Origin of the sequence: Acinetobacter sp. ANC 5045, assembly GCF_004331005.1 — a bacterium.
In the GTDB taxonomy this organism is placed as follows: Bacteria; Pseudomonadota; Gammaproteobacteria; order Pseudomonadales; family Moraxellaceae; genus Acinetobacter; species Acinetobacter towneri.
On record NZ_SJNS01000001.1, the window covers coordinates 124,880 to 137,465 of the forward strand.

The window sequence follows — 12,586 nt, forward strand, 5'->3', positions numbered from 1 at the left end:
CCAGCAGTTTTAGACCGTTAGGTAAAAGAAAAGCCCTCAGGATGAGAGCTTTGCTAAGTGTCTTATTTAAGTATAAATATGATCAGCTGATTATTTCGCTGCTTCTCCCCAAGCAGGCACAACCGCTTTCATAAGTGGTTTTAACATTTTCATTGAACATGCCAAAACTTGCCCATTTTCCATAGAGTCGCTGCCACCACGTGCATCGACCACAGTACCGCCCGCTTCTTTCACAATTAACTCACCCGCAGCAATATCCCACGGTTTTAAGCCAAGTTCAAAATAACCATCTAAACGACCTGCAGCCACATAAGCCAAGTCTAATGCAGCAGAACCTGCACGGCGGTATTGAGCGCCTGCTTCTGTCACATTCAATAAACTTTCAAAATGGTTTTTGGCATAAGAAACAATTTCGCCATCGCGCTTAGCACGATAAGCATGACCCACTGCCAAGAAGGTGTTGTCTAAACTGTCTTTTACATTTACACGAATACGACGTTGATTCATCATCGCACCACGGCCACGGCTCGCAGAGAATAATTCATCTTTTACAGGGTCGTAAATAACACCGTGCTGTGTCACACCTTTGTGTTGCACTGCAATCGAAATACAGAAATGAGGGAAACCGTGAACAAAGTTTAGCGTGCCATCTAAAGGATCAATCACCCAACACCAGTCGGCATCGTGACCTTTGCCTTCCTGCATGCCAAATTCTTCGCCCAGGAAGCTGTGATTTTTATAACTTTTGCGTAATGTATCAATGGTCAATTGCTCGAGGTAACGATCTACGCGCGTTACAGGACCATCAATGCCTTTTTCTTCGACTTGTAGATCGAGTTTATGACGATTCTGATGCGCTTTTAAAAGCTCTTGACCAACTGTTTGAGCCGCACGCGCAGCCATCACCACCATAGGTTCCATTGAACACCCACTACAAATTTGAAGAGTTTGATAAAGAATAATGCATGAAAGCCCCAATATTTTAGCAAATATTGAGGCTTTTGGGGAAGAAGTGTTGCTAAAAATTAATTCAATATAGATTGATGCAGTTTTTGCCAAGCATTTTGCATTGATTTTTCAATGCCTTGTGCATCTAAACCTGCCTGTTGCAGCATTTGACCATGTGTCGCTTGTTGCATAAAGCTATCTTCTAAACCTAAATGAATAATCGGTTTGACAATCTGGGCCTTCGCCAAGTATTCACTCACGGCACTGCCTGCACCACCCATAATCGCATGCTCTTCTACAGTGACGAATAATGCAGTGCTGTCTGCAATCTCAGCTAACAGTTTTTCATCCAATGGCTTCACAAAACGCATATTCACCACACGTACTGCGACATCATGCTGCTGAGCAAATGCTTCTGCCGCCTCAACTGCCGCTTGCACACGGCTACCAAAAGCCAGCACTGAAATATAGTCATCATATTGTGGATTGAACTGCGCCACAATTTCAGCTTGTCCTAATGGAATTGCTGTCATTTGCTGCTGAATTTCGACACCCAAACCATGCCCGCGTGGATAACGCACTGCTGCAGGACCGTTATATAAATAAGCGGTGTGCAGCATTTGACGACATTCATTTTCGTCTTTTGGCGCCATAATCACGATATTCGGTACGGTACGCATATAGGCGTAGTCGTAAGCACCTGCATGGGTTGGACCATCTTCACCCACCAAACCTGCACGATCGATGCCAAAAGTGACATCTAAGTTTTGCAAAGCGACATCATGAATCAGTTGGTCATAACCGCGCTGCAAGAAGGTAGAGTAAATCGCCACCACAGGCTTTAAACCTTCGCAGGCCATGCCCGCAGCCAAAGTCACGGCATGCTGTTCGGCAATCGCGACGTCAAAATAGCGTTCAGGAAATTGTTTGGCAAATTGCACCATGCCCGAACCTTCGCACATGGCTGGCGTAATTGCCAATAAACGCGAATCTTGTTCTGCCTGATCACATAACCACTGCCCAAATACATCAGAATATTTAGGTGCGCTAACTGGTGCAGCTTTGGCATGAATTTTACCAATGGCATGATATTTAATTTGATCAGCTTCTGCAGGCGCAAAGCCTTTGCCTTTTTTAGTGTAAACGTGAATTAAACGTGGGCCTTTACGTTTTTTCAGCGCATTAAACACGTGTGTGAGTTGTTCAACATCATGTCCATCGAAAGGGCCGAAATAATCAAACCCAATCGCTTTAAATAAGTTGTCAGCAGCTTCAGTAGCAGCACAGTGCAAACGCGAGTTATACGTCCACTTTGGATGTGGCTGCACGTAAGCTTCACCTGTTTCACTGACATAAACCGATTCACCACGCTCCCAAATGGCAGCAAGATGTTTGGCAAAGCCGCCTGTGCTACATGAAATTGACATATCGTTGTCATTCAGCACCACCATCATATCGGCTTGGTGGGCCACTGCATCATTCATGGCTTCAAAAGCCATACCTGCCGTCATGGCACCATCGCCAATAATGGCAACAACTTCACACGGGTTTTGTTGATAACGTCGTGCCAACGCCATCCCCAATCCTGCAGAAATTGCTGTTGAGGAGTGACCAACGCCAAAGGTATCAAAAATAGATTCTTCACGCGCAGGGAATGCAGCCAAACCATCTTTGGCGCGAATGGTGGTGAGTTGCTCGCGGCGTCCTGTTAGGGCTTTATGCGGATAAGCCTGATGACCGACATCCCAAATTAAGCGATCGTGTGGGGTATTAAAGCAATAATGCAGCGCAACGGTCAGTTCGATCACGCCTAAGTTTGCGCCAAAGTGTCCTCCACTTTGACCTGCGGCATACAAAATGAATTGACGTAACTCATCTGCCACCTGTGGAAGCTGGCTTTGCGCGAGTAAACGTAATTGCTGCGGATGGTCAATCTCATCGAGCAATGGTGTTACAGGGCGTTGAGTTGGAATTTCTGTATACAGCATATGTGGCAAAGCCTTCTAAAGCCTGGCAAATCCTAAGCGAGGTCAATGGGAATTACTCGATCATATAACCGAATGGTATTACCTTCAATCAGCCACATTTCTAGCGATGTAGTTTTGAGCAGTGATTTCAGTTGGGCACACGTTGGGTGGGTAGATTATCCTGAATAATCTAACTATTTATCAACCATTATCGTGCGCTTTATACAAAAAAGAAAATCTTCTGTATAAATTCGTGTTCGCTATTCTACTAATGTCTGAGCATTACGCTATACTTTAAACAATTTATCGACTATTTCACGAGTTAAACAGTGCCGATTAAGTTTGTCGCAACCTCACGATTACCGACCGCATTTGGTGAATTCAACATTACGGTATTTCAAGATCCTGAAACTGGCGAAGAACACGTGGCATTATCCAAAGGTTTGGACACTGCGCCAACCCAGCCCGTTCTGGTACGGATTCACTCAGAATGTTTAACTGGCGATGCTTTCGCGTCTTTAAAATGCGACTGTGGCCCACAGCTTCAAGCCACTCAACGTCTGATTAATGACGCAGGACAAGGTGTGATTTTATATTTACGCCAAGAAGGTCGCGGGATTGGCTTGACCAATAAAATTCGTGCTTATGCCCTGCAAGATCAAGGACATGACACGGTGGATGCCAATTTAATGCTGAATTTACCTGCCGATGCACGTCGCTATGATATGTGCAGCATTATGCTAGATCATTTGCAGGTTAAAGCTGTGCGCTTAATCACCAACAACCCTTTGAAAATTCAAGCATTACAGGAACAAGGGATTACGGTGGTAGACCGTGTGCCTTTAACTGTGGGTCTAAATCCATTCAATGAAGAATATTTGCAAACCAAACACGAACGCATGGCGCACATGTATGATAAAGGTGACTTCTGAGTCACCTTTTAATTTTTGAATTAAATAATTTCTACTCAACTTACTTAAATCGTCATCGAAAAAATACGATTATTCGGCATACGGCGTTTTAAACGCAAATCAAAGGCCATACAAATATTGCGCACAAAAGGTTTACCTTTTTCCAAAATCTGAATGTGCTGATCTTGAATGAGCAGTAATTCATCTTCCTGCATTTCCTGTAACTGTTGCAGCACTTGCTCAATTTCAGGAAATGCCAATTCTGGACTGGCCCACGACGTTTCAAAGCTGCACATTAAATTTAAAATATGCTGACGTATTACCAAATCTTCCCGATCCAGCACATGCCCTTTAAACACAGGAATTTCATTGCAGGCTAAACGGGCATAATAATCTTCAATGCTTTTTTCATTTTGCGCAAAGCTATACCAACTGTCGCTAATAGATGAAACACCCAAGCCAATCATAAGCTGCGTTTTAGATGCGGTATAGCCCATAAAATTACGGTGCAAGGTACCATTTTTAAACGACTGATACATACCATCACGTTCTAAGGCAAAGTGATCCATCCCAATTTCATGATAACCATAGGCCAAAAGACGCTGTTTGCCTTCTTCATAGCACTGACGTTTTAATTCATCTTTAGGTACATCTTCATCTTTAAAACCACGCTGCCCATTGCCTTTAATCCATGGCACATGCGCATAACTGTAAAATGCCAAACGGTCTGGCATTAAACGTTGGGTCTGCTCAATGGTATTCAGTACATCGTCTAGATTTTGAAAGGGCAAACCAAAAACCAAATCATGTGAAATAGAATCATAGCCAATTTCACGCGCCCACTCGGTCACACGTTGCACATGCTCAAAAGGCTGCATCCGATGAATGGCGCGCTGCACTTTTTCATTATAATCCTGCACGCCATAACTGACCCGACGAAAACCCAAGTCATATAAGGCCTGTAAATGTTCGCGGGTGGTGTTATTGGGATGACCTTCAAAACTAAATTCGTGCTGTTCTGCCACTTTGGCTTTTGCCAGAATGCCTTGAATGAGCTGCGTCAAATGTTCGACAGAAAAGAAAGTTGGTGTGCCACCGCCCAAGTGAATTTCTTTAATGATGGGAGTGCTTTCGAGCAATTGGCAATATAAGTCCCACTCTTTTAATAACGCCTGAATGTATGGCTGTTCAACTTCATGGCGTTTGGTGACACGTTTATGACAGCCACAAAAAGTGCATAGACTTTCGCAAAATGGCAAATGAATATACAGACTAATGCCTTCGCTGGCATTAGATTCATCAAAAGAACGCTTCAGCGTCTGCTGCCATGCCTCGGCTGAAAAAGTAGCATCATCCCAATAAGGTACGGTTGGATAACTGGTATAACGTGGTCCAGGCACATTGTATTTTTGAATTAAAGAATTTGCCTGCTGTGTCATCCACTCTGCCCCATTCAGTTAATTGCTGCTGACTAAAATTTAGATTGTAAAAACTATTGTGCTGAGCTTAGGCATGGAAATCAACCTAGTCTTTTGCTCGGAATACATGCTGAAATACAAAGCACCTTGCGCAATTGCCTGAGCGATTTGCAGCAAACTGGATAAACCCCTTAATTTTTAGACAGTTTTATGTTTTGATGTAAGCCATTTTATTTTTATCCTGAGGTGGCCATGTCGCATCCTACTCACGCGGATATTCAACGTGTACGTGAATTTCTTCTCGATTTGCAGGCGCGAATTTGTGCGGCTTTAGAACAACAAGAACAGGCAGGTGGCGGAAGCGCACAGTTTGAAATTGATGACTGGCAACGTCCTGAAGGTGGCGGTGGTCGTTCCCGTGTCTTACAAAACGGTACAGTCATTGAAAAAGGCGGGGTGATGTTTTCGCATATCAATATTTCCAAACTGCCTGCTTCTGCAACTGAGCGTCATCCCAATATTGCAGGCGCACCTGCGCAAGCGATGGGTGTATCATTGGTAATTCACCCGAAAAACCCGCATGTACCCACCTCGCACGCCAATGTGCGTTTATTTGTCGCTGAACCTGAAGGACAACCGCCAATTTGGTGGTTTGGTGGTGGTTTTGACCTGACACCATTTTATCCAAATGATGAAGATGTGTTGGCATGGCACCAAACAGCACATGACTTATGTGCGCCTTTTGGCGATCAAGTCTATGCAGAACATAAACAATGGTGTGATGACTATTTTTATTTAAAGCACCGTGATGAACAGCGTGGCGTGGGTGGTTTATTTTTTGATGATCTGAATCAATGGGACTTTGACACCTGTTTCAACTATATTCAGGCGGTGGGTAACGGTTATTTGGCTGCAATTCTGCCTATTTTTGAGCGTAATCGTGACAAAGCCTATACCGAAGCACAACGTGAGTTCCAGCTTTACCGTCGTGGACGTTATGTGGAATACAATCTGGTCTATGACCGTGGCACTTTATTTGGCTTGCAGACAGGTGGACGGATTGAGTCCATTTTAGTCAGCTTACCGAACTTGGCGGGATGGTCGTACCGTCCTGAATGGGCAGAAGATTCCGCAGAGAAAAAACTCACTGACTATTATTTAAAACCACGCGATTGGTTAAATCTCAAGACGAGTTAAAGCTCGCGACTGGTGAAACCTTGCTACATCGCAGTGTAAAAAAGATCACATTCAAGGTTCAAAAAAGCGATTCTTCCACGAATCGCTTTTTTACTTACAAACTTTATTGCTTATTTTCAAATCAATAAATATGCACAGCATGAATTAACTGTCATGATAGTGCGGATGGATTTTAATAGATGATGTGACCGCGCACCCTATTCGACCATGCACAAATAGGATTTAACTATCCATACATCAAACCATGAGTCAAAGGCGAATTCATCAAACTGTCAAAGCCTTATGTCACACTGCGCCACATCTGTCAGGAGATCCGCATGTTTAGCCCGCTGTTCAAACACAAAATCTTTTTATTTTGGGCAACCTTTGCCATGTTACTTGGCTCAATTTGCATGACCTTTATTTTTGAAAGTCATCTTTCAGATGGCTTAGCCATTAGTAGCAGCATTTTAGCGGGCATTGCCATGTTCGTGATTGCCACTATTTTGGTATTAGAAACCGTTTTAGAGATTTGTAATCCTTAAGTCCAAAGACTCCCACCGTTTTATACCGCCATAGGCTTTAGTCCGCGCTGAATTTGACGTATATTGATGCACATTTCAGCACATGGATTTTGGCAAATGCGCAAACAATTTGCCGTGATTGGCAACCCAATTGAACAATCACGTTCTCCTGAACTGCATCATGCCTTTGCAGAAAAAACAGGCATTGACCTGCAATACAGCAAACGCCTTGCCCCTCTTGATGGTTTTAGAGACAGTGTTGCAGACTTTTTTAATCAGGGCGGTGTAGGCATGAATGTAACCGTGCCTTTTAAAGAGCAAGCATTTGCCCAATGTGGCGTATTAACCGAACGTGCCAAAATTGCCAAAGCAGTCAATACCTTGTGGATGCAAGATGGTGTTTTGCATGGCGACAATACCGATGGTCAGGGTTTGGTTGATGCCATTCGTGCTTTGGGCTGGAATTTAGAGCACAGTGATATTTTGATTATTGGCGCTGGTGGTGCAACCCGCGGGGTAATTTATCCGTTGGTACAAGCAGGCGCAAAAAAAATTGTGATTGCCAACCGCACCCTTGCCCGTGCTGAACAACTGGTTGCTGACCTACAAGCTGCCGTACCGCAAGCAGAATTACAAGCCATGGCACTTACCGATTTAACAGGTCAATTTGATTTAGCCATTAATGCGACGTCTGCCAGCTTAACGGGAGATGCCCTCACCTTGCCTGAGTGTTTGCAGTTTAATTTTGCTTATGAAATGGCTTATGGCAAACCTTCGAGCTTTTTAGAACAAGCCAAAGCGCGTGGCGTACCGACCTCAGAAGGTTTTGGCATGCTGGTCGGACAGGCGATTGAATCTTTTTATATTTGGAATGGCGTGAAACCTGAATTAAAAGATTTCCTCTAAATCATCACCAAATAAAAATAGCCCTTGAGCAGCAAAGGGCTATTTTTTTATTTAAACTGGGCAATCTTGTTGAACGCTGATTGCCCATTTTTCACCCACGGTTTATTTTACAAATTTCTGCATATCTTCATACACATCCATATATAACTCATAATCAATCTGTTCAGCCTGATCTTCAGTTAAAGTGCGAATTGAATTTTGGCTCAATTTGCCCTGCTGACGATCAACATACGTCTGCCCCAAAATGTGTGCCGTTTTCTTTAAATTCTCCAAGTCAGGCACATCCCAATCATAAGCTGCTTCATAGGCTTTTAAATATTGCTGAGCGAATATCTGTTGTGGTTGCTTGTATTGCTGTTTCAGCTTACGCCATTCAAGTGCGACTTTATTTTCATCGACTGCATCTTCAGTCAAATTATTGATACGACGACCAATTGCATTATTGAATTGCTCATCTTCTTCTAAATGATGCTTGGCTTGTAAAGCTTCAATCCGTTTTAGCGCGGCATCTTTCGGGTCATAGTAGCGCTCATCACTGAACCAATAGGCATACACTTCTGCCATTTCCTGCAAGGTTTGTGGACTAAGATTTTTTACCCACGTACTTTGCTCTGCTGCCATGTGCACTAAAAATAAAGTCTGATAAGTCTGACTAAAAGATTCTGTTTGTTGATAGGTTTTTTGCGCCAACTGCGCCAATTCTTCATCATAACTTAAGGCAGGTTTTACAGTGGTCTTATCTTTATTTTCTGCAGTTTCCTGCTCCAAAGTCCGCCCTAAATTTGTCACCCATTTTTCTAAAATTGAGTCTTTGCTGACCTCTTGAATGGATTTGGCTTGACGCAGCGCACTACGGTCAATTTTGCTGGCTTGCCCATAATTCGCAATGCTGACATCGTTATACACATGAATTGTGCCGTAATTTTCGCGTTTAAATTGCAACGCATAATCAATTTTTGCAGCACGCCCCTGATCATCTAAAGCCACATCAATTTGAATCGGTGTTTTTTTATCTTTAGGTGTAGCGTTCATAATCTGCTGAATTTCAGCCTGATGTTTTTGCCACAAAGCTGCAAAAGCGGCGGCATCGACCAATTGTTCCGAACGGTATGGTTCAAAAACTTTAGCTAGCTTTTCTTGCGGTGAAGCAAAGTGCTCATCTAAAACCGATTGTGCCTGCTCAGCACGACTTGGGCTAAATGCTTCTAATTCATAGGCATAAGCACAGTAGGTTAAATCTCCAACTTTGGCTGTTTTTGCTGTTTCGATCAAACGCTGACAGTCTTGTTCGCTTAGCATACTTGCGGTGCTTGCTGAATCTTCTGCCTGCTCAGCAGCCGCTTCAACGGCTTGTTCAGCTGCGATCATGGCATCTTCACTGGCATCTGCTGAATAATCTGCCACATTACTCACTGTCGTTTCAGTTGCATAAAATTTCTGACTGACCAAATCACGTAAAGCAAGGGTGGCTTGATACGCCACAAAAGCCTCTTGGCTCATGCCATAATCTTCAGCAGTTTCATTGTGTTTCAAGTAGTCTTCAACACTTTCTTTGGCCGATGTATCTTGCGTAATTTCAGCTTGTTCAGCAGCATCTTCGGTTGTGGTCGCCTGCCCCAATACAGTCTGTTGCAAATACGGTGCATTGACCTGATCAAACATGGCAAGCTGCAGCAACATATCTTCCAAACTACTGTTCAAACGAATTTTTTCACTAATTTTTTGCTGACGTTCTTGTGCAGTTAAAGATAACTTTTGAATATGTTTAGAATCTGCCAATACATACGGCACCGCATTCATGGCTTTTAAGTATTCGGCAAATTGTGCCACTTTAATCCGCTCAAAATCGGCTTTGTATTTAGAAAAGTCGATATAGGCAAAGTCATTTTGACTGTCTTTATTCACCAAATAAGGCAACAAAGAAAAATAGTTGGTATAGAACTTATATTCATTAAAATCGACCACCATCGGTACTTTCATTTGCACCAAAAGTGTCGGTTTTTCATAGCGTGCTGCCACATTCAAAGCAGCAATTTTTTGCCGATAATGCACCGAGCCATCGTAGCTAAACTCAGTATCATTCAATACATTCAACAGAAAATTAAAAGGACTCGATTTTTCGATTGCCCCTGCAGCATAGGAAGCAGAGTTTTGTTCCTTAGCCATTGCCGTATATAAGTTTTGTTTTTCTTGTGTACTTAAACGGACTTTTTGCTGTTTTAAATACTGATCTAATTGCTTTTTAAGTACAGGATCAAGTGTGGTAGGAGCAATATCCGTTACTTTTGGTGTTGCTTCAACTAAATTGCTCTGTACCCGTAATTTGCCCTGAAAATCATAACTAGGTGTTTCAAAGATGGCATTTAACCCCGTAATTGCCTTTTGTTCTATACTTACCGTCTGATTGGAATTGGTCTTAATGACATGCTGCGAACAACCTGTAGCAGCTAAACTAAAAAGACATAAAGATAAATATTTTAATTGTATCTTCATTGCTAAACACCTTATATTCATTATAGATTGGTCTGTTCAAACGTACAGATTATGATACATTGTAACATAACACTTCATTCGTTTTTGTAAGGTGAATAATTTTCAGTATTCGCATTTCTGACATTTTTATTCGCTATTCTTATCAATGTTTTTTGATCATGAGTGTGAATAATCAACATATCGATACAGATAATCCAAAACTATTTCTAAATTAGGATTAAGACTATGCCAGCATATAAAGCCCCATTACACGATATTCGTTTCTTAATGAACGAAGTGCTTGATTACCCGACCCATTACAAAAATCTTTCTAACGGTGAACTTGCGGACGCAGATACAGTCGATATGATTTTGGAAGGTGCAGCAGATTTCTGTGAAAATGTACTTTCTCCACTCAATCAATCAGGCGATGAAGAAGGCTGTCATTTTGAAAATGGCAATGTGACCACACCGAAAGGCTTTAAAGAAGCCTATGACCAATTTGTGCAAGGTGGCTGGCAAGGTCTGTCTTACCCTGAACAATACGGCGGTCAAAACCTGCCAATGTCGCTAAACCTCATCAAATCTGAAATGATGGGTACAGCAAACTGGTCATTCCAAATGTATCCAGGTTTAAGCGTGGGTTGTATCAACACCATTATGCAATTTGGTACAGACGCGCAAAAAGATACCTATTTACCGCACTTGGTTGCAGGTACTTGGTCAGGCACCATGTGTTTGACTGAACCACAATGTGGTACCGACTTAGGTCAGGTAAAAACCAAAGCAGAACCACAAGCCGATGGTACGTATGCGATTTCAGGTACCAAAATCTTTATTTCTGCAGGCGAACATGACCTGACTGAAAACATCATTCATATTGTGTTAGCACGCCTCCCAGATGCGCCTGCAGGCACAAAAGGTATTTCATTATTTATCGTACCGAAATTCTTGCCAACAGCAGAAGGTACGGTGGGTGAGCGTAATCCTGTCACTTGTGGCTCTATTGAACACAAAATGGGGATTCGCGCGTCTGCAACTGCAGTCCTGAACTTTGACAATGCCGTGGGTTATTTGATTGGTGAACCAAACAAAGGCTTACATGCCATGTTTACCTTTATGAATACTGCACGTATTGGTACAGCAATTCAGGGGATTTGCCATGCAGAATTGGCATTCCAAGGTGCATTGCCGTATGCCAAAGAACGTATGTCAATGCGTGCGCTGTCAGGTAAAAAAGACCCTGAAAAAGTAGCTGATGCAATCATTCACCACGCCGATGTACGTCGTATGCTCTTAACGCAAAAAGCCGTAGCAGAAGGTGGTCGTGCCATGATTTATCATGCTGCACAATTGGCAGATAAAATGAACGACGCTTTAATGCGTGGTGATACTGCAGCTTTTGAAGCGCATGATGACCATTTAGGTTTCTATACCCCAATCTTAAAAGGCTTCTTAACTGAAATGGGTTATGAAGCTGCCAACCACGGCATGCAAGTGTACGGCGGTCACGGCTATATTAAAGAATGGGGCATGGAGCAAATTGTACGTGATTCACGTATTTCTACCTTATATGAAGGTACAACTGGCGTTCAGGCGCTCGACTTGATTGGTCGTAAAGTGTTGTTAAGCTCTAAAGGTAAAGTGATTCGTGACTACACCGCTGAAATTTTGAAATTCTGTGGTCAGCATGCACGTAACAAATACATGCGTCGTTTTGCATGGGACTTAACCAAGCTATGTGCTCAATGGAACGCATTAACCGTGCGCATTATGTTGGCAGCACGTAAAGACCGTGACATCGTATCCAGTGCTTCAGTAGACTTCTTGATGTTCTCTGGTTATGTGATGATGGCTTATTTCTGGGCGCAACAAGCGGCTGTGGCTTCGACCAAATTGGCTGAAGGCAATGGTCAGGAAACACCTGAGTTCTATAAAGCCAAAATCAAAGTTGCAGATTTCTACTTTGAGCGTTTATTGCCACGTACCCAAGGTCATGCAGAAGCAATGGTCAATCCATCTAAAACCATGACTGCATTAGCACCAGAACATTTTAGTTTTGACTACTAAAATATTCTCAGCAGATGTAAATCAAAAGAGCGCGTAATGCGCTCTTTTGGTGTTTACTTCAGAAAGTCAGTACTCGAATCTACACATCAATTAAAATTACTTTTAATGTGCTGTTGGAAAACCATGAAATACCCACTGAATCAGATATAAAATCAGAAAAATTAAAATCACTAGACATAAAATTTCTAGTCGTT

At 42.6% G+C, this 12,586-nt stretch carries 9 protein-coding genes; 5 read left to right on the top strand and 4 right to left on the bottom strand.

The genetic code is table 11. From position 1 onward, the window contains the following. Nucleotides 1-90: 90 nt before the first annotated feature. Together E0H79_RS00665 and dxs are read right to left on the bottom strand one after the other, a co-directional pair. Nucleotides 91-921 (bottom strand): inositol monophosphatase family protein, encoded by an 831-nt coding sequence (locus E0H79_RS00665; RefSeq protein WP_019836885.1) that lies wholly within the window; start codon nt 919-921, stop codon nt 91-93. Nucleotides 922-1,025: 104 nt separating this feature from the next. Then, nucleotides 1,026-2,936 (bottom strand): 1-deoxy-D-xylulose-5-phosphate synthase, encoded by a 1,911-nt coding sequence (gene dxs, locus E0H79_RS00670; RefSeq protein ID WP_004974635.1) that lies wholly within the window; start codon nt 2,934-2,936, stop codon nt 1,026-1,028. A gap of 308 nt (nt 2,937-3,244) precedes the next feature. Between dxs and ribA the strand changes: the two genes are divergently transcribed. After that, nucleotides 3,245-3,847, top strand: coding sequence for a GTP cyclohydrolase II (gene ribA / locus E0H79_RS00675; protein ID WP_004974633.1), 603 nt, complete (start codon nt 3,245-3,247; stop codon nt 3,845-3,847). Nucleotides 3,848-3,891: 44 nt separating this feature from the next. On the opposite strand, the gene hemN is transcribed toward ribA, so the two are convergent. Beyond that, nucleotides 3,892-5,265, bottom strand: a complete 1,374-nt coding sequence (hemN, locus tag E0H79_RS00680; protein ID WP_096901232.1) for an oxygen-independent coproporphyrinogen III oxidase — start codon at nt 5,263-5,265, stop codon at nt 3,892-3,894. A gap of 231 nt (nt 5,266-5,496) precedes the next feature. On the opposite strand from hemN, the gene hemF reads away from it, so the two are divergent. From hemF to aroE, 3 genes are all read left to right on the top strand, one after another. Beyond that, nucleotides 5,497-6,441, top strand: a complete 945-nt coding sequence (hemF, locus tag E0H79_RS00685) for an oxygen-dependent coproporphyrinogen oxidase (protein ID WP_131260599.1) — start codon at nt 5,497-5,499, stop codon at nt 6,439-6,441. A gap of 317 nt (nt 6,442-6,758) precedes the next feature. After that, a complete protein-coding gene (locus tag E0H79_RS00690; protein WP_004974627.1) occupies nt 6,759-6,965 on the top strand; it encodes a hypothetical protein in 207 nt (68 codons plus the stop codon). A 96-nt stretch (nt 6,966-7,061) separates the two neighbouring features. Then, nucleotides 7,062-7,850, top strand: a complete 789-nt coding sequence (gene aroE, locus E0H79_RS00695; RefSeq protein WP_104852603.1) for a shikimate dehydrogenase — start codon at nt 7,062-7,064, stop codon at nt 7,848-7,850. Nucleotides 7,851-7,952: 102 nt separating this feature from the next. Here the strand turns inward: aroE and E0H79_RS00700 are convergent, their stop codons facing one another. After that, entirely contained in the window at nt 7,953-10,343 is a 2,391-nt protein-coding gene (locus E0H79_RS00700) for a hypothetical protein (RefSeq protein ID WP_131260600.1), read from the bottom strand. Between the two features lie 225 nt (nt 10,344-10,568). Here E0H79_RS00700 and E0H79_RS00705 point away from each other — a divergent pair, with 225 nt between their 5' ends. Further along, nucleotides 10,569-12,392, top strand: a complete 1,824-nt coding sequence (locus tag E0H79_RS00705; RefSeq protein WP_004974621.1) for an acyl-CoA dehydrogenase C-terminal domain-containing protein — start codon at nt 10,569-10,571, stop codon at nt 12,390-12,392. Nucleotides 12,393-12,586 lie beyond the last annotated feature (194 nt).